Source organism: Siphonobacter sp. BAB-5405, from assembly GCF_002872335.1.
Lineage (GTDB): Bacteria > Bacteroidota > Bacteroidia > Cytophagales > Spirosomataceae > Siphonobacter.
The window spans coordinates 49798-67959 of record NZ_NJAG01000042.1; the positions used below are offsets into that span (position 1 = coordinate 49798).

Genomic DNA, 18162 nt, shown 5'->3' on the forward strand with positions numbered 1-18162 from the left:
AAAAAAGCGGTAAGTTCAGAAGATGCTGGATTTACCGCTTTTTTTATGCGGTAGCTTTTTGAATAATCCACTTCGTTACGGCCTCCGGTTCTTCTGCGGCCAGCCAGTGCGTTGCTTCTTTGAAGTAAATCAATTCGGCATTCGTGCACCAGGCTTTACTGGCTGTAGCCAATTCCGGGATCAGGGCACTGTCGCGAACGCCCCAGAGAATTAAGGTGGGTACAGTAACCCGGTGTTGTACCGACGGTCGGTGTCGAACGAAGGCCCGGTACCAATGGACCATGGTCCGAAATGCCGAAGCTCCGCCGGGCCCCGGCTGACTCCAGGCTTTCTGATATTCGATTAGATCTTCATCCGTAAACGTTCCCGGGCGACTGGTCAATCGCAGCATTCGCCGGATGGCCCAGTACTTGCCCCTTTTCGCAAGCCATTCCGGCAACCAGGGTACTTGAAAAAAGCCCACGTACCAACTCTTGAGCAGTTGCCGGGGATGCCGCCGCAGTACTTCGCCAAAAGCAGCGAGGTGGGGCATATTCAGAATGACCAGTTGATGGATACGTTCGGGGTACGTCATGGCCAGGTACCAGGCGACGCCCCCACCCCAGTCGTGCCCTACCACTGTAGCCTTTTCAACCCCGGCGGCATCAATCAGGCCAATCATATCAGCGGCGAGTTTATCGAGCGTATACGATTGGATTCCCGCTGGTTTATCACTGAGGTTATAGCCCCGCTGGTCGGGTACCCAGACGCGAAACCCGGCTTCGGCAAGTGCCGTAATCTGATGTCGCCAGCCGTACCAGAATTCCGGAAAGCCGTGTAAAAGCAGAATCAGGGGTCCATCAACGGGACCTTCCTGCCGGACGTGCAGCTGAATACCATTACTTGAGACAAATACGGAAGGCATCGGAACAACCAGTTATCATGAGTACTATGGAAGGATCTGTTAGCTAAAAAGCAATGCCGCTTGCGTATAGCTGCAACCGTATTGAGATCCGTTTGCTTGACCTATGTGAAGAAATGACTTGAAAAAGGTACAAATCCTTGATTGCGAAATTATTACAATCTGCTAATTTTTATATTTGAACTACGAACCATCCAATCCTTTAAAACTATGGAGATCGAAAGCTTACACTTCCACAACTACCATGAAGCCAGCCTTTTAGTCATCGAAGACAATCCTGACCACTGGACAATCATGCAGGCGGCATTTAAGGTTAGCCTTCCAGAAATTGAAGTAGCCTGGGCTCAGAATAAAACGCAGGCCTTAACGTATCTGATTACCCGTTCGCTGCTCAAAAAGCCTTTTCCCAAACTTATTCTGCTGGATCTGTACCTACCTGACCGCGAAACGGGCTGGCAGTTATTGCAGGAACTGAAGCATCCGGATAACCATTACGATCATGTCCCCGTCGTTGCTCTGAGTAATTCCAAAGATTTAACGGACGTTAAGAGAACATACACGTTTGGAGCTGCTTCGTACATTGTCAAGCCCCGGCGTTATCAGGACTGGATTACTTACCTCAAACAAATGAGCTCTTACTGGTGGGATCAAACGGCTCTGCCCTATTCCGATGAAACGGATGCTACCGATTTAGTATAAGCGAAGCTGAAAGACGTCTGCTTTCGTACGTTGCTGGCCACCCGCTGTACTGCCACGGTTAGCTGCGTACGTATAGCCCCAATTTTTCATACTTCTGCTCATTTCTGCCTTCGTTTCATGGAAATTAGAGAAATATGGTCTACTAGTACTGGATTCTCTTCCATATCTGGGTAAAAAATCCTGCATTTCTTAACAAAATTTTGACTGGACTGAAGTTTTCGCATTATCGGCCTGAATCTCGGAAACAGTGCCCCTTCTGTTTCCCGATTGTAGTACACCTTTCAAACTTCGTTTCACTTATGTTCTATCACGACAAAAAACTCCAGTACACGGTACGGGTGGATAAACCCAATCCAGCCTTTGCCCGTATGCTTCAACAAGCTATTGGTGGCATCGAGGGGGAAATTCGCGTATGCCTTCAGTATCTGTTCCAATCCTGGGGCAGCCGGGGACCTCAGAAGTACAAAGACATGCTGCTCGAAACGGGTACGGAAGAAATGGCCCACATCGAAATGCTGGCTACGGCAGTGGCCTTGAATCTGGAAGGAGCCAGTAGTACCGTAGTCGATGAAATCGCGGGTACGAGCCCTATTGTATCGGGCATCATGGGGGGTATGGACCCCCGGCATTACCTGTCGGCTGGATTAGCCGCAATGGCAGTGGATGCTAATGGTGTACCCTTCAATGGCTCCTGGGTTGTAGGCAGTGGTAATTTAGCTGCCGATATGTACGCTAACGTCATGGCCGAATCGACGGGCCGCGTATTAGCTACCCGTCTCTACGAATCTACCGATGATCCGGGCATGAAAGAGATGCTATCGTTTCTAATTGCCCGTGATACCATGCACCAGAATCAATGGCTGGCCGTACTGGAAGAGCTGGGTGGGGTACAGAATGCTCTGCCGATCCCGAATACGTTCCCGATGACCAACCAGCCTTCGGAGTTCGCGTATACCTTCCTTTCTACCGATATTAGTAAACCTGAGGCTCCGGATGCCCGCTGGGTTTCGGGTCCCTCCATCGACGGCAAAGGACAGTTTACCTACGACCACGCCCGTCCGTTTGGTCCGGAACCAAAGCTCTCTCCCCCACCGCCAGAAGGTTACGCTCAGCAGGAGCAGATGACCGGCGGTGCTGATGGGTTTATAGAAAAAGTTAAAGAAACCCTGTTCTAATTCGTCAAACCCCCTGGTTCACTAGCCAGGGGGTTTTCATTGTTTACAGTACTTCCCTAGTGTAATCAGACTATGATATTTGGTACCAAAGTGGGTACTTATAGCTTACGTGTATCAAAAACCGGTAGGACTTTTACTATTGGCTTCGTATAATGTATCCGTTCCAGCGTTCCTGATCCCATTTTTAAACTATACTTATTCTATGTTTAGCATAGTGATTTAATTTTTTTTCTGCTTAACTCCATATAAAGTATTTATGATCAGAAAATTAACCCGATGTCCGATTTCTTCCTGCTCAGGCCCCCTAAATATATCTAGTTAGAATTTATAAGCTAATATTTGGGGACAATCCAAGCGTATCTAATCAAAAATACCTTTCTTTACTTTCCGATTATAATCATACAAGCCGCCTTTACTTCTATGATCTTGTAGTCTGGTTTCTTAGTTTTGTCTTTTCTATTACTTGAAACTACACAGATGAAAATAGCAATCATAGATGATCATTTACTGGTGGCCGAATCCATCAAAACTGCATTATCTTTGAATTCAGATGCTTACGAAGTTTTATGTTTTGGTTCCGGTAAGGAATTCATCGCTAAATCGGAAGGACTGAACCCGGATGTAATTATTGTGGACATTATGATGCCGGAAGTAAATGGCCTCGATTTTCTGGGGCAGTTTCGCGAAACATACGCCGATAGCAAAATTCTCGCCCTTTCTGCCCTGGTTAATGCCCATACCGTAAAAAGTGCGTTACGCATGGGTGCCGACGGTTACGTTTCCAAGTCAGATTCCCTGCAGGAAATTCATCAGGCCGTCGAAGCCGTTCTGCAGGATAAGCAATACCTCAGTAAAAGCATCACGAGTCATCTAGTGAACGAATTATTCGTTGATGAACAGGTAGTTTATCATCTGACTCAGCGGGAACGGGAAGTACTTTCCAGCGTTTGCATGGGCCGTACGATTAAAGAAACGGCCTACTATCTCAAGCTGAGTACGCACACGGTACAAGGCTATTATAATAACATCATGAAAAAATTTAAGGTCAACCGTACGGCTGACCTCATTGTATTTGCCATCAAGCATGGCTTGTATAATCCTTTGTAAAAACGAATAAATCCCTGCTTACTCGGACTGTAATGCTTCTTCAATGAGACGTTTACCTTCAGTACTGTAGGTCAGCGTTAATGCCGCCTGATGTCCGGGTTCGCTCATTTTTGCCCAGGTTTTCCGGAGAATATCGATCATTTTTTCCGCTCCCAGTTTTTCAATGAGATCATCGTACTGAAACTCAAGAAAAACCAGGCAGAGGGCATTTTCAATGGTTCGTACTTCCGGATCTGTTTTCACTTTCTGCTTTAGGTTGATCTGTCGAACGCGTTCGATGGTGGTTTCGTCGTACCCCGCCTGAGCGAGGAGTTGCGAAGAAATCTCCGCGTGGTGTTTCGCCAGATCACTCCGCCATTTCAGGTACCCGACCCGACCTTCGGGATAAGAACTACGGGCTATTTCCCAGCGGCCGATGTGCTGACAACGCGAGGCCAGTAGCAAGGCCTCGCTGGCCTGCGGATCGAGTTTGCGGACCCAGTCGTACAGTTGCTGAGCGTAAAAGACTTCCGATGGATACTGGTTTCCCTGCCATTCAATGGTCTCGGGTGACTGAGCATTGTATTGGTCGAAAAGGGCGAAGGCCTGGGCTTGTTTCTCGTTCATACGATCAAAAGTAGTGCAGAACCCTGTATTTCAAAAGGATTCAAGGTAGTCTATGACGTATAGTATAGGGGCTTTTAACAACACTAAACAATGATGCTTCGTATGATAAATACAGAACTAATGATGTATAAAATCTACCCCTTAACGAGCAATAGTTTTAAATCTGGTTATTTAAATAGCTAATATGAATGTACACTTTAATAAAATTCCAGGAATCGATTAACCATACTTAACCTGAATAATTGCAGTCTATTCCTAATGATTAATACAGAAATTTTCCTGTTAGTTTCTATTCAGAATTAGACTTCCTGAAACAATAAGGCACCTTTAATTTAAGGTTATAAAAACACCTAGATGATCTTTCCTAGTGGCTTAAACTCAATCCGTTTATATCCTAAAACAGATAGATTACTCTCCGTATTTCATACTTAATTACGCATTATTCTTATACAGGAAATACGCATTCAGGCAGGGAGCTGCATTTAAGGTACCATCCACAGGATCAAGGTAAAATCGTAGTTGCTCTGGTGGCATAATCGGTCAATGTGAAGAAACTAAATAATGATCAGAAACATTGTTCTGACCGGGGACTTCGTTCAGAAAAACGAGAACGATACGGTATTGATTAAAAAATAAAAATCCTGTCGCCACCAACGACAGGATTTAACAATTACGTTGCTATTATATATCACCGCCAAGTCAATATAATAGGATGCACAAATATATTACTTTTTGTACGCTTTATTTGGCGGCCTTAATTGGTGCTAGACCTCACTCAAAATTGTTTTTTTTCAATACATTTATTTACAGATAATTAACTTTAACATGTAGTACTATTACTACAACATTTTTTTCAGTATTACTACAATATTTTTTTAATTTGTTTATAGTCTACCGTTAAACCCGAACGCACAACGTTTACTCTACGTGAACCATGGCTTTAATGACACCTGTAGCCGGATTAAGCCAACTGGCAAATTCGTCTTTTACCCGATCAAAGGGTACCTGATGCGTAATATAGGTTTTGGGATCAACCAGCCCTTTCTTCATACTGTTAACCACGTGCTCAAAATCCTCACGGGTGGCATTACGGCTGCTCATGAGCGTGGCTTCGCGTTTGTGAAATTCCGGATGGGAAAAATTGAGCTCCCCTTTTTGTAACCCAACCAGTACATAGCGGCCACCATGAGCCAGGTAGGCAAACCCGGCATTAATGGCTTTCAGACTTCCCGTCGCATCCATGACCACCGTTGGCATATCTCCATTCGTGATGGCCTGCAACTGAGCCATGACATCCTCCTGCAGGGCGTTGATCGTATGGGGCACCTGTAAACGCTCCTGGCAAAACCGTAAACGAGCTTCGTTGATATCCAGGGCAATCACGTGGGCTCCGGCGATACGGGCAAACTCCATCATGCCTAAACCAATGGGCCCGGCTCCCACAACCAGTACAAACTCGCCCGGCTGGATACCCGCCCGACGCACCCCGTGGGCTCCAATGGCCAGCGGTTCTACCAGAGCCAGCTCCTCATAGCTTAAACCTTCCCCGTGAATAAGTGAATAGGAAGGTACCGATACGTACTCGGCCATGCCGCCATCAATGTGTACCCCTGCCACCTGAATCCGGGTACAGCAGTTGGGCTTGCCCGAACGGCAGGCGATGCAGGTACCGCAGTTGAAATAGGGAATGAAGGTTACCCGCTCACCCATTTCAAAACCCGGGGCACCGTCGGCTTCGACGAGTTCTCCGGCCAGTTCATGACCGAGAATCCGGGGATAATTGAAAAAGGGTTGCGTACCTTCAAAGGCGTGTAAATCGGTTCCGCAGATACCGATTCGTTTAATTTTTATGATGGCCTGTCCGGCCGTCAAGCTGGGCCGAAGGGCGGACTGATAATCAAATTGGCCGGGGGTGGTACAAACGAGCGTTCGCATACGCATTGAAAAAGGGTTTTCAGGATAGAGGCAAATATAGACGTATCTCCCTGGGTCTTTTTCCATAAAATTGACTTCCTTTTCCTAATTCCGCCTAAAAACCGAAAAGCGAAGCTCGGGAGCTTCGCTTTTCGATCAGGAAATTTACAAAATGGGCCGATCAGGCCAGTAAGGTAGCTTGCAGCGTGATGGTTAAGTTATAAGCCTTACTAACGGGACACTCGGCTTTGGCACCGGCGGCAATCTGTTGAAACTGCTCTTCCGTAATACCGGGAATTTTAGCTTCCAATACTAAATCCGAACGTGTGATGACGCCGTTATCCAACGTAATGGTGGCTACTGTTTCCAGGCTGTCGGGATTGAAACCGGCCGTAGTCAGGTCCAGGCTTAGTTTCATGGTAAAACAGCCCGCGTGAGCCGCGGCCATCAGTTCTTCAGGATTCGTACCGACGCCTTCGGCAAAGCGGCTGTTGAATGAATACTGGGTTTGATTAAGGGTAGTGCTTTGGGTCGTCAGATGACCTTTGCCTTCTTTGATGGTGCCGTTCCAAACGGCGGTTGCGTTGCGTTTCATGATACGTTGCGTTATAGAGTGATTTGATTCTTTCTGAATCATTGAACGCAACAAAGGTACCCGAGCGGGACAGGCCACTCAATGCACGATTTTCGACACGTATAGCACATTTTTCCCTATCACCGTTTTTTCAACGTGACCTCAGATCGTCTGCTGGTATTTCAAACGAAAATTTTGGGGCGAAACGGTCGTCTGACTGGTAAAAAGACGAATGAAGTAGGAGGAATCATCGTAGCCGAGTTTGTAACCGATTTCCTTTACGCTCAATGCGGTATGCACCAGCAGGCGTTTGGCTTCCAAGATAATCCGGTTTTTGATAATATCGTTGGGGGTGGTGTTACTGTAGCGGGTAATGCGTTTGTTGAGAGCCTTGGGCGTCATATTCAGCAAGTCAGCGTATTCGGCTACGGTGTGGTGCTGGGTGTAATGCCACTCGACGAGCTGACTGAATTTTCGGGAAAATTCCACTTCCTGCCGGATTTCCTCGGTCGTTACCTGATGCTGTTGTTTCCAGATCCGCGTGGCTTTGATGATGATACTTTTCAGTAGAATCCGCAGCATTTCTTCCATCGTGGAATCCTGCTGTTCGAACTCAGCTTTCAGTTCCGTAAAGATGGTTTCCATGGCCTGAGCGTTTTCCGGACTGAGGTAAACCACGGGAATGTCGTACACATTATGGAAAAGAATGCCGTCACAGGCTACTTCCTTGTCATGAATTTCGACGCAGTAAAAATCGCGGTTGTAGTAAAGAAGGGTTCCCTGACTGACCTCGTCAAAGTGCGTAAACTGGCCCGGACTAATGAAAAACAAGGCGTCCTGCTCCAGCTGATATTCCTTGAAATCGACTACCGCACTACTCCCGGCTTTGAGGTACGCCACTTTTACGAAACTATCAAAGGCAGGCATGGCCTCGAAGGCCGGCTGACCAAAAGTTGTATAGCCGAACTTCTTAAAAGTAAACTGCTTAAACTGATTCATTGCCGGTTGCTGTATGGAGCAAAGGTAGGCAACGCGTGTAGGATTGAAACCTTAGGGCTTTATTGAAAAAATCTATGGGTGTTAAAAATCTACCGTGGGTTATACGGACGGCTGTGTAGAGGGAACCCCTCCGGAATTGAAAAGTCAATCCTGGAGGGGTTCCCTTTGAAAAAGTCGTAAGCTACGCTTATCTATTGCTGCTTTTTGAGCGACAACAGCTGCTCAGGTTCATCCGTGGTAATGAAGTCGGCTTTTTTATCCATCAGCCATTTCATGAGTTCAGGATCGTTTACCGTCCAAACGTTCACCGTCAAATGCTTCTGCTTCGCTTCGTCAAAGTAATTTTCTTTACTCTGCATGATTTTAAAGTGGTAATCCAGTCCCGTGAGTTTGTCGGCGGCTACCTGCTCGGGCGTTTGATTGCCCATCAGGTAGGCTACTTTGGCATAAGGGTCCAGGGCGACTACTTTCTTGCAAACGTCGTAGTCAAAAGCAATGTACTCCACCCAGGCCTGAGCTTTCAGATCGCGTACCATCTTCACCACTTTCTCCGTCAAAGCCAGCGAACGTTCTTTACCTACAATCGAGGTCTTGATTTCCAGAATCAGCTTGGTGCCCTTCTGCTTCATCCCTTCGCTGAGGTACTGCTCCAGTGTCGGTACTTTCTCACCATTTTTCAGTTGAATAGCCGAGAGCTGGGTAGCATGGGCTTTTTCGATCTCCACACCCTGAATCTGCGGATCGTGGTTGATGAACAATACAGAATCGGCGGACATGTGTACGTCGAATTCGCTACCGTAGCAACCGAGCTTGATTGCTCCCTGTAGCGAAGCGATGGAGTTCTGAGCCGCTTCCGTGTGTTTCCAGGCTCCCCGGTGAGCAATTACGCCATTGGGATGAAACTCATCCTTAATAATCTGGAAACTTTGGCTGACCTTTCCGCTGGGTTTCTGAGCTTCGATTTTCACTTCGTAGCTCGTCCGCGAGTCCGGCTTTTTCTTGAAATACAGTTCCTGGTTTTCGTTTACTCCAAAGTACTTCGCCTGAGGTCCGCTCAGTTTGATTTTCGAGAGGGACGTATTCAGAGCTGAAATTTTTCCTACCGTCGGGTTGCCTTCCTTATAAGTATAGTGAGTCAACAGCAAATCCTGAGCCATTCCCGATAGCGACAGCACGCTTAAAATTCCTGCCAGTACAATTCGTTTGTTCATGGTTGTAAAACAAGGATAAATAAGAAAGCATGGACACGAAAAGAGCCAAACCCCGAGGGCTGCCCGCTTCAAATCCATGCTTCATATTGGTAAAACGTCGCAAAGTAGCGGTATACGTCTGACTTTTCAAAGCGTAATGCGTTTGCCTTGCTGTTTGCGACTCTGGTCGGCCGCGTGCATAAAAGCAAAGATTTCAAGGGTTTGCTCAGCAGAAACGGGCGGCTGGCGAGTCTCGAAAAATTTCAGAATCTGATCAACTAAGGGCTGATACGTTGCAAAGGGTCCCAGCGGAGCGATGCCCTTTTCCCCGAAAGCCGTACCGGCAATGGAAGTGGCTCCCGCCCGGATGCCGCGTACGGTACCAATGCGACCGTCCTTCCAGACGCCCGTCACCAGATCGGCCTCTTTTTCATACGTCCGGCTAACGGATACACAACCCGGCCCCATGACGGTAAACAGCATTTCGACGCCGTGAATGGCGTACCAGGCCAGATCCAGGTGATTTTTATCGATCTCGGCGGGTGTATATACATCGGCTCCCAATACCTTTCCAATTGATCCGTCTACCACTTTCTGTACGTTTGCGTCGTACCGCAGGGCTGAGGAAGAAAAGACGGGGGTCTGGTACTGCCGGGCGGCTTTAAAAATGGCCTGGGCATCGGCCAGACTGGCCGCGATGGGTTTATCAATGAATACGGGTTTCTGGGCTTTAAGTACGGGTAAGGCTTGCTCTAGGTGTGGGCGACCGTCGTTAGTTTCCAACAATACGTAATCGACTTTTTTCAGCAAGGCCTCAATCGAATCTACGATTTCAACTCCCATCTTCTGTACCGCGTCGATGACGTCTGGCTTCATTTTCAGGGCCGAAGGGATGTCTTTACTGCCCTGTGGATACGCCGCAACCACCTGAAATCCACCCGAATTACCGGCATTAATGAGTTTAGTAAACACCTGACTATGGGAAGTATCCAGTCCGATGATACCAATCCGACGCGTTTCGGGCGGCGTTGCCCAGCTGGCAGGAGCCAGACTCAATCCCAAGCCCGTGACCGCAGTAGTTTGCAAAAATTTGCGACGTGAAAGTTCTTTCATAGAAATAGGATCTTTTCTTAGGCTACTTTAAACAGAATGCGTTTAAGTCCGGTTGGTAAGGCTAACTAGTAGCTTGTAAGCCTCTCATGGACTACTTATAAACTTTTAAAGGCTTCCTCTTATAGAGCTTCGTTGTTCACCTATACCTAGTTTGGCACTTCAGATAGGGCTGTTCGGTAGCCCATGAGCCTTCCAGGCTGGACCTCTCCGTAACTGCCTAGCTTAGCTCAAGCCTACCGCATTGTTCCCACCATGGAATGGCCACCATGGGATGGCCACCATGGGATGGCCCCCATGGAATGGGCGGGAGAGGTTTTCCTCTTCCAGCAGTAGTTGATAGTTATTTGTTAATAGTTCTTAGCCTACAACCTGAAGCTTGCGGGGCGAAAGACCTGACGATTAAACTGACCAAATACCCACTGATAAAACCCAACCAATCTATTCCTTCTCCACCACCATCCAATCCACATTAAACAAATTGACCCAGCCTGCTTTGGGATTTCGGAAGACGATGTACCAATCGTGCAGCCCCGGTTTGGCCTGAATCGGAGCCGTGAATTCCTGCCAGCTGCTTTGCTTCCCGGCGGGAATTTCCACCGTACCTACGACCGGACCTGTTCGGCTATCGAGTCGAATTTCAATGCTTCCACCGGGGCCATCGGGCTGTACGCGGAAGCGAATGCGTTTGACGTGCTGGAGGTCGAGCTGGTTAAAGCGGACGTACTTGCCTTCCGAAATGCTGCGAATATAGGAGACGAAGTTCGTTTGTAAGGTGGCGGGCGTCACGCCTACGTTGCCTTCGTGGTAATCTTCAAGCTGAATGAGTGGATCGCGTAAGACGAGCTGTGCACTGGCTTCCAGCGGTTCAATACCCCGGGCTCCACGGTCCGTGTACGAAGCTCGTAATACATACGCCCCTTCTTTTCCTTTGCCCGGATGTTGGTTCAAAGGCAGATTTCCCTTCAACGGTAAGCGAGGTTTTTGCTCCGCCAGCGAGAGGATATAACCCACTAGTTCGTCCGCTTCCGGCGTACTGAGGTTAGGATGCGGCGGCATGGGATACGTCCCCCAGTTGCCGCTGCCGCCCTTGATGATCTTTTGGGACAACGTTTCTTTCACATGGGTTTTACCGTGGTACCGTTTCGAAATTTCGTTCAGACTGGGACCAATGGATTTGGTGTCGAGGGCGTGGCAGGCTTTACAATCCAGTGAGTTGTACAGCTTTTGCGTAGCCGCGAACTGTGGTGATTCGCCCGCCGACAGTACACTCGCCAGATCCTTGCCGAAAGTCAGGTAATGAAAGGCTACGCTCACGCGGGAAGGGTCGATTTTCTGATCCTCCACATCCCGTACCTTCACTTCATAGTCGAGCGTTGTCTTATCCCAATAAAACGTACGATTGGATTTCGTATCAATACGCACCTCGGGCGGCGTGTTACCTACTTTGATGGCTACCGTCGAGAAGCCCTGGGCTCCGTGCGGATCGGTCGCCGTAAGCGTCACCTGATACAGTCCTGGTTTAGTGAACGTATGAGTCAGCTCGCGTCCTTTTTTCAGGGCGGTTCCTATTTTCCAGCGAAAGCTCAGCGTATCGGCGGGATCGTAATCTTTCGACGCAGCTGCCGACAGATGAACCGTAAGCGGTAATCCTCCGTAGCGTTTATCCACCTGAATGGCGGCCATGGGTTTACGGTTACCTTCCGCGTATTCCACCCGAATCAACCCGGCGTCCGTGTTTTTGGCGAACCAGTTGGTACCATAAGCGAGTAAATAAATGGCTCCGTCCGAGGCCATCTGCATATCCATCGGGGCTACGACATTGAGTTGCGGCAGGAAAGGCTCCATCTTCACGTAGTTCCCCTGCTCATCTAGGGTCACGGCCATAATCCAGTGCCGAATCCATTCGTAAATGAACAGTTTACCGTTGTAGTACGCGGGTAGTTTGTAGGGAGCGTTTGGGTACAAATCGCTGTAGTACACCGGACCCGCCATAGCACTGGCTCCGCCTTTTCCCACCATCGGCCAGCGTTTGGATGGACCTTTGCCGTACCAGATCATCGCCGGTTGAGCGGGTGGTAATTCTTTCACGCCCGTATTGTTGGGGGAACGATTCACCGGATGAGCCGGGTCCTGCTTGGGCCCCTCCTTTTTGGTAGCGAAGTCGTACTTGGGGAAAGCTTCGTTGTTTCCCAGAAAATACGGATAACCGAAAAAACCGGGTTTCCGGGCCTGATTGATTTCATCGTAACTCATCGTCCCTTCTTCGGCGGGTACTTGGGTATCCGGACCGACATCGCCCCAGTAGACAAAGCTATTTTTCGGATCGACCGAAACCCGGAAGGGATTTCGGCAACCCATCACGTAAATTTCGGGCCGTCCTTTCGAGCCGTCTTTGGGAAAGAGGTTGCCCTCGGGAATGGTGTAGGTACCGTCGGCTTCGGGTTTGATCCGCAGAATCTTGCCCCGTAAATCATTGCTATTCGCCGAAGTTCCCTGACCATCGGCTAGCTGCCGACCGGGTCGTTCATCGGTAGGATTGTGTCCTTCGATTTCTTCCGCATTCGTATTATCACCGATGGAGAGGTACAGCAAACCATCCGAACCAAAGGTTAAATACCCCGCCGAATGGCAGCAGTAGGTCCGTTGGGTAGGTACTTCGAGCAATACTTTTTTACTGGTTTCTATCAGTTTTTCGCCCTGCAGTTCATACCGAACCAGTTGACTTACGTTCCGTTCGCCGCCCAGTCCGTAGTAAAAATAAACCCAGTGATTGGTACTGAATTTCGGGTCGGCGGCTACCCCGAGCAGCCCATCTTCAATGCCACTGAATACGTTGAAATGAGCAATTGTCTTGAGCTGCCGTTCCTGAGCATCGTACAGTCGCACGGCTCCTTTCCGTTCTACCACCAGTACGTCCAGATTGGGTAAAATGGCCATCTGCATGGGTTCATCGAAACCTTCGGCCAGGGTCATGTGGGTGAAACGACTACTATCCGGCGGCGTGGGTTGATACGCCGCCACGGAATGCGGCTGTTGACGCGGAACCATCGCCAACGCTCCGAGTACTGCTACCACTAAACTAAGCTTAAAATACGTCATTCGTCCTTCTATTGGTGTGATCAAAACGCAATGCGAAACGAATCAAAGGATTCCGTTCGCCAGGCCAGGTGCCGGGTCAGGGGTGAGGCCGCCAGCAGGGGCGAAAACGTACGCACCTGAATGGTTTTTCCATCCGGCAGAAACTCCAGAATCCGGAGCCAGCCATCGCCGCCGTTGCCGTGCCAGCCACCGCCTTCCCGCTGGGCATTAAAAAGCATCTGTGCTACTTTTTTACCGGCAGCATTCGGGTCTTCGCGGTATCCGACATGGCCTTCGTGACCTTCGGAATCGGCGACGTGCCCACAGATTAAAAATTGAAGGTTTCGGGATGGAGCCAGCAGTTTCTCCCAAAGTTGCTGACCGTACGTCGGGCGGCTCAGCGGATACGGTTCGGTATCAATTCGCTCGTTCTTTTTTAGCATCGAACGCAGGAAGCTATGCGTCAGTACCACGCCCCGATGGTTGGCAAAGCGGACCTGACTCGCCAGCTTTTTCGCCCAGGCTACGATTTCGGTACGGGGCAGAAATTCAAGCGAAAAAATCAAAAGCTTGGGGCCTACCGGGGGTGTAAATTCATAACAGGCATTTTCCAGCGTAGGTACGCCACTTTCGTTGGGTGCCATTTCAAGCAGTAAGGCGGCCGTTTGGACGTTTCGCTCGGCGGGAAAGTAGGAATTGAACTGACTATACCGGTTTTCCGAGTTTTTCATGCCGTAATCATGATTGCCCGTGGCCAGGATATAGGGCAAGGTACGGTCCAGCTTTTCGAAGCTTCGCGACACGGCCTGCCATTGCTGAGTACTAGTCTGGTTGCCATGCGTACCGTCCGGATGAGCGTTCAGATTCTGATCCACTAAATCGCCCGTGCATAGTACCAATCGCGTATTCAGCCGAGCGGCATTTTCTTTGATCCAGCTCGTCATGAGATCCAGGATGGGCTGATTCTGCGAAAATTTAACGTAGTTCTGAGGATCCGGCAGCAGAATCATACTCCAGGAATTAGGATCACTCAAGACCGGAACCTGAGCCCCGACTGTCCACGGTAGCAGGAGCAGCAGTACGAGTCGTTTCAGCAAGATAATACTAGGTTTAGAGGTTAATACAAGAGTTGTACTAGAGCAGATATTAATGACTTTTCGAACGGAATCCGCGTACGGGTTGATCGGTGTAGTAGAGGTACTCGCCCGCCACCAGCTCATACGCCGGGTGCGGATTCAGTATTTTAATGGTAATGACGTGGGCACCTTTCGGAAGGTGATACCGCCAGAACAATTCGGTACGACGCTGGCTGGGCTGGGTTGGAAAATTCGCTTCTTCAACTTTCGTCCCATCGATGTACAAAGCGGCCCGAAGCAGATGCGTTGGAGCATCGCTCTGTTTTTTCCGAACATGACCCCGAATGACCAGTCCGATGGCCTCCGGTGTCGTAAAACGCAGGGAATCGCCGAAAGACTGAAACAAGTGCTTTTTCTCGACGGGGTAATGGCCTTTGAAATTCTCTTCCAAACGAACGGGTACAGGACGGGCCGTCTGAATTTCGACATTCTTCTCCCCTACCCTGCCCTGATGCAGCCGAATCGTTTCCAGAGCCTGGGCGTAACTCAGCTCGTATACCGCGTTTAGAGAAAGGGAGGTGTACGAAAAAGGCAGATCTTCGGCTTTTTTAAGCGGGTTCAGCCAGTACGCCGGAATGTTTTGATACCCAATCATCGTCCCCAGAATGCCCGCGGCGGTGGAGGGGTTACAGTCCGAATCCTGACCGGTCCGCGTCGTAATTTCCAGCGTTTGGGTAAAATCGCCTTTGCCGTACAGCAAACCCAGCACGACGTAGGCCGCATTGACTTTTGCATCAATATTCAGGGGTTGAAAAACGCCGTCCGGACAGCCTACTTCCTCCGCCCATTTCCGCTGAATCTCGAACCAGGTTTTCTTCCAGTCGTCGGGATACTGACGGTGCCAGCCGATAACGTCGTTGATACACTGGTAGAATTTACTCTGTTGGGGAATGGCCTTCAAGGCTTCCCGCACGACGTAGTTTACATCGGTACTTACAAAAGCCAGCGAGTACATCGTTGCTACGTAAACCCCACCGTACCAGCCATCGCCCGAATTCATGATGTGACCGATTTTATCCGTAATCTCAGCCGCTACGGTGGGCATACCCGGCGTCATCAGACCCGCAAAATCGGCTTCGATCTGAAAGTCAATATCATCAGCATGGGGATTATTCAGGTAATGACCCGACTGGGGAGCCTTGATTCCCTGGAGAATATTGTACCGCCCCGCCTGGTTGGCGTGCCAGAGGTCGTACCCCGCCCGGGCATACGCCTGGGCAAAGGAATCAACCGGAGCGGTAAGACCACATCGCTGGAAAACCGAGACAAAGGTTAAATCCATGTAAATGTCATCATACAGCCCCGGAAAAGTTTGCATGGCTTTTCGAACGTAATCCTCACTCCAGGGGATGGTTTGTCCATCCGGGATGAAGGTACCCAGGTGCACAAATTCCGTCGGCCAGCCGAAGGTTACGCCAATGGTTTGTCCGGCCCAGCCCCCTTTAATTTTATCCAGCAGCGTTTCCCGGGTTATGGTCACTTTTCCGGTATTTGTACGGGGGAGGGAGGGTTGTCCCTCCACCCGTACGCATAACATCCATAGCCCAATTAGCCAGTAACAGCCCTTTTTCGTCATGCCTTTCTATTTACTTTGCGTTACTACGATCCAGTACGAACGGACATTCTGCCGTCCCGAAATAATATCCATTTTAAAGGGCTGACTCATATTCATCAGACCCATGGCGGGCCGAGCCTCGGCGTCCGATGGAATGGAGCCGCGAAGCTTCAATTCTTGTAAATTGATCGCTAATCCGGTAGCCGTTTTTTGCGGTACCGTGACCCGTACCGTATCGCCAGCGGCATTGAACACGCCGTTGTAGCGAGCACTGTTTTCGTCGGCTCCGGGCACATTCACCCACACGGCCGTCAGGGTATTATCGTCGTTGCGGGGTTTCACGTCCGGTGAGTCGCAGGCGGCGAGTAGCGTTAAAGCTGCCAAAGCGAAGATCGATCTCATACAACTTAGGAGTTTACCAGCCCTGAATTTGGGACAGTGCCGGGTTGTTAACAATTTCAGCCGCGGGCAGCGGGATATAGTACGTGTTAGCCGCGAAGAAGCGGTCTTGCTTGTCACTGTCTACCACTTCGTAGCGGACACTTCCGTCGGCCTGAAGGATTGGACGATGTCCGTGTACCCGTTGGTTATTCAGTACGATATGAGCCTTCCGCCAGCGTCTGAGATCCCAGTAGCGGTGGCCCTCAAACGCCAGCTCCACGATCCGCTCGTGTTCCACTGCCGCCATCAGGTCGGCTTCGCTGGCAGCGGTTACGCCGGGCAGACCCGCCCGCTTGCGTACCTTATCCAGCATCTCTTTGGCTTTGGCGTACTGTCCCGTTTTGGCCAGTGCTTCCGCGTGAATCAGTAAAACTTCTGCGTAACGAAGTTCAATTGACTGTTGCTCGCCCGCGTTTCGGATGGGATCTACGTTGGTAGAGTCCACGTATTTTCGGAGATAATAGCCCGTAACCGTTCGCTTCGGATCGGCCACTGAACCGTAATCGATGTACGCATCCGTACCCGTAGCGATGTTGAGTGTACGACCTTTCCAGCTTCCGCCGTGGTAGAGGATGGTTCCGTAGAAACGCGGCTCCCGTCCCCGGTACGGACTCGCTGCCATGGCGGGATTGGTCCAGGAGAAGCTGCGGCCATCGGCCATTTCAAAGGCATCGGAAAGTTCGGCAGTAGGTACACCCTTTGCTCCGTACGCCGGAACATCCGCCGGTGGGGCGTAATCCCGATCAAATGTGTTGGTCAGCGAAGGCCGGATGTAGTTGAAACCCCAAATGAGTTCCTTGTTATTCTTGGTACTGAACACACTGGTAAACTGCGGCAAAAGTTGGTACACGCCTTTGGCTTCCAAATCCACCACGGCCTGAGCCGCTGCTGCTGCATTGCGGTAGTACTGCGGAGCTTTAGCCGTGGGTACGCCCGTCAGCGGGTCGCTGTTGTACTGCTTTTTGTCATATTCTGCCACCGAAGCTGCGTAGAGCCAGGTACGGGCCAGCAGAGCATACGCCGCCCCTTTAGTGGCCCGGCCCAGGTCGGCCGTGGCTCGGGTTTCGGGTAAATACTGGGCGGCAAAGGCCAGATCGCGGGCAATGAAGTTCCAGCATTCATCTTCCGACGACCGCGGATTATTATTATCCGTTACTGGTTTTTCCAGCAAAATCACGCTGCCGTGTAGTTTGACCAGCCAGAAGTACACGTAGGCCCGCAGGAAACGAGCTTCCGCGTGGTACACGTTCCGGGTGGTGGAATCGCTGAAGGTCTGGTACTGATTAGTGCCGTTCAGAAAATTATTGATGGCGAAAATCCGGTTGTAGGCCGTTCCCCAGTACGAAAAGGTCGGGTTCGCTGCCGTAATACTCGCCGGATTAAAGGCCACCATATTCGCCGTACCGTTGCCACTGGAAATGGACGTGTTTTTAATTAGGTCGGTCAGGGCATCGGTATTGTTGGCGTAGCCCAAGGGCATGGTGCCAAAGGCAAAATCACCGAGCACGGAATACTGGTCCAGCAGGTACAGCTTGGCGTTGTTTTCGTTGGCCCAGACCGTCACGTCGGTATAGCGATCCCGCGGCGTGACGTCGAGTTTACAGGACTGAAGCAGTCCGAGCAGCAGGCTACATACGCTGGCTACTACGATGAGTCTTGATTTCATGAGCTTCC

General features: G+C 49.9%; 15 protein-coding genes. 3 read left to right on the forward strand and 12 right to left on the reverse strand.

The annotated features are described in order from the left end of the window. Positions 1 to 43: 43 nt before the first annotated feature. Positions 44 to 904 carry an alpha/beta fold hydrolase gene (locus tag BWI97_RS21645; protein ID WP_094811504.1) on the reverse strand — a complete coding sequence of 287 codons (861 nt, stop codon included), beginning with the start codon at positions 902 to 904 and terminating at the stop codon, positions 44 to 46. 207 nt (positions 905 to 1111) lie between these two features. Here BWI97_RS21645 and BWI97_RS21650 point away from each other — a divergent pair, with 207 nt between their 5' ends. The 3 genes from BWI97_RS21650 (at position 1112) to BWI97_RS21660 (ending at position 3882) form a co-directional block, all read left to right on the forward strand. Further along, positions 1112 to 1600: a response regulator gene (locus tag BWI97_RS21650; RefSeq protein WP_102202769.1), complete on the forward strand. Its 489-nt coding sequence runs from the start codon at positions 1112 to 1114 to the stop codon at positions 1598 to 1600. 299 nt (positions 1601 to 1899) lie between these two features. Further along, positions 1900 to 2775: a manganese catalase family protein gene (locus BWI97_RS21655; RefSeq protein WP_102202770.1), complete on the forward strand. Its 876-nt coding sequence runs from the start codon at positions 1900 to 1902 to the stop codon at positions 2773 to 2775. Positions 2776 to 3252: 477 nt separating this feature from the next. Further along, entirely contained in the window at positions 3253 to 3882 is a 630-nt protein-coding gene (locus BWI97_RS21660) for a response regulator transcription factor (protein ID WP_102202771.1), read from the forward strand. Between the two features lie 18 nt (positions 3883 to 3900). Here BWI97_RS21660 and BWI97_RS21665 read toward each other — a convergent pair whose 3' ends face one another. The 11 genes from BWI97_RS21665 to BWI97_RS21715 all read right to left on the reverse strand — a co-directional run bounded on the left by BWI97_RS21665 (position 3901) and on the right by BWI97_RS21715 (position 18154). Further along, complete coding sequence (locus BWI97_RS21665) at positions 3901 to 4488, reverse strand: DUF4202 domain-containing protein (protein ID WP_094811496.1); 588 nt, start codon at positions 4486 to 4488, stop codon at positions 3901 to 3903. 918 nt (positions 4489 to 5406) lie between these two features. After that, positions 5407 to 6423 carry a zinc-binding alcohol dehydrogenase family protein gene (locus BWI97_RS21670; protein ID WP_102202772.1) on the reverse strand — a complete coding sequence of 339 codons (1017 nt, stop codon included), beginning with the start codon at positions 6421 to 6423 and terminating at the stop codon, positions 5407 to 5409. A gap of 160 nt (positions 6424 to 6583) precedes the next feature. Next, the gene (locus BWI97_RS21675; RefSeq protein ID WP_094811494.1) at positions 6584 to 6997 is read right to left on the reverse strand and encodes an OsmC family protein; all 414 of its coding nucleotides are present in this window, start codon (positions 6995 to 6997) and stop codon (positions 6584 to 6586) included. Positions 6998 to 7138: 141 nt separating this feature from the next. Further along, on the reverse strand, positions 7139 to 7975 hold the full coding sequence (locus BWI97_RS21680) for an AraC family transcriptional regulator (protein ID WP_102202773.1): 837 nt from the start codon (positions 7973 to 7975) through the stop codon (positions 7139 to 7141). 191 nt (positions 7976 to 8166) lie between these two features. After that, positions 8167 to 9186 (reverse strand): glycerophosphodiester phosphodiesterase family protein, encoded by a 1020-nt coding sequence (locus tag BWI97_RS21685; RefSeq protein WP_102202774.1) that lies wholly within the window; start codon positions 9184 to 9186, stop codon positions 8167 to 8169. Between the two features lie 126 nt (positions 9187 to 9312). Further along, positions 9313 to 10278, reverse strand: a complete 966-nt coding sequence (locus tag BWI97_RS21690) for a Gfo/Idh/MocA family protein (protein WP_102202775.1) — start codon at positions 10276 to 10278, stop codon at positions 9313 to 9315. A 438-nt stretch (positions 10279 to 10716) separates the two neighbouring features. Next, complete coding sequence (locus tag BWI97_RS21695) at positions 10717 to 13377, reverse strand: PQQ-dependent sugar dehydrogenase (RefSeq protein ID WP_233207943.1); 2661 nt, start codon at positions 13375 to 13377, stop codon at positions 10717 to 10719. A gap of 20 nt (positions 13378 to 13397) precedes the next feature. Further along, positions 13398 to 14453 carry a metallophosphoesterase gene (locus tag BWI97_RS21700; protein WP_199182059.1) on the reverse strand — a complete coding sequence of 352 codons (1056 nt, stop codon included), beginning with the start codon at positions 14451 to 14453 and terminating at the stop codon, positions 13398 to 13400. A gap of 49 nt (positions 14454 to 14502) precedes the next feature. Continuing rightward, positions 14503 to 16068 carry an ADP-ribosylglycohydrolase family protein gene (locus BWI97_RS21705; RefSeq protein ID WP_199182060.1) on the reverse strand — a complete coding sequence of 522 codons (1566 nt, stop codon included), beginning with the start codon at positions 16066 to 16068 and terminating at the stop codon, positions 14503 to 14505. Between the two features lie 6 nt (positions 16069 to 16074). Next, positions 16075 to 16449: a hypothetical protein gene (locus tag BWI97_RS21710; protein WP_102202777.1), complete on the reverse strand. Its 375-nt coding sequence runs from the start codon at positions 16447 to 16449 to the stop codon at positions 16075 to 16077. A 13-nt stretch (positions 16450 to 16462) separates the two neighbouring features. Then, entirely contained in the window at positions 16463 to 18154 is a 1692-nt protein-coding gene (locus BWI97_RS21715) for a RagB/SusD family nutrient uptake outer membrane protein (protein WP_102202778.1), read from the reverse strand. Positions 18155 to 18162: the final 8 nt, after the last annotated feature.

Excerpts from the sequence above, each read along its gene's own strand:
- BWI97_RS21645 (WP_094811504.1), bottom strand. The coding sequence starts at position 904 with ATGCCTTCCGTATTTGTCTCAAGTAATGGTATTCAGCTGCACGTCCGG.
- BWI97_RS21650 (WP_102202769.1), top strand. The coding sequence starts at position 1,112 with ATGGAGATCGAAAGCTTACACTTCCACAACTACCATGAAGCCAGCCTT.
- BWI97_RS21655 (WP_102202770.1), top strand. The coding sequence starts at position 1,900 with ATGTTCTATCACGACAAAAAACTCCAGTACACGGTACGGGTGGATAAA.
- BWI97_RS21660 (WP_102202771.1), top strand. The coding sequence starts at position 3,253 with ATGAAAATAGCAATCATAGATGATCATTTACTGGTGGCCGAATCCATC.
- BWI97_RS21665 (WP_094811496.1), bottom strand. The coding sequence starts at position 4,488 with ATGAACGAGAAACAAGCCCAGGCCTTCGCCCTTTTCGACCAATACAAT.
- BWI97_RS21670 (WP_102202772.1), bottom strand. The coding sequence starts at position 6,423 with ATGCGAACGCTCGTTTGTACCACCCCCGGCCAATTTGATTATCAGTCC.
- BWI97_RS21675 (WP_094811494.1), bottom strand. The coding sequence starts at position 6,997 with ATGAAACGCAACGCAACCGCCGTTTGGAACGGCACCATCAAAGAAGGC.
- BWI97_RS21680 (WP_102202773.1), bottom strand. The coding sequence starts at position 7,975 with ATGAATCAGTTTAAGCAGTTTACTTTTAAGAAGTTCGGCTATACAACT.
- BWI97_RS21685 (WP_102202774.1), bottom strand. The coding sequence starts at position 9,186 with ATGAACAAACGAATTGTACTGGCAGGAATTTTAAGCGTGCTGTCGCTA.
- BWI97_RS21690 (WP_102202775.1), bottom strand. The coding sequence starts at position 10,278 with ATGAAAGAACTTTCACGTCGCAAATTTTTGCAAACTACTGCGGTCACG.
- BWI97_RS21695 (WP_233207943.1), bottom strand. The coding sequence starts at position 13,377 with ATGACGTATTTTAAGCTTAGTTTAGTGGTAGCAGTACTCGGAGCGTTG.
- BWI97_RS21705 (WP_199182060.1), bottom strand. The coding sequence starts at position 16,068 with ATGACGAAAAAGGGCTGTTACTGGCTAATTGGGCTATGGATGTTATGC.
- BWI97_RS21710 (WP_102202777.1), bottom strand. The coding sequence starts at position 16,449 with ATGAGATCGATCTTCGCTTTGGCAGCTTTAACGCTACTCGCCGCCTGC.
- BWI97_RS21715 (WP_102202778.1), bottom strand. The coding sequence starts at position 18,154 with ATGAAATCAAGACTCATCGTAGTAGCCAGCGTATGTAGCCTGCTGCTC.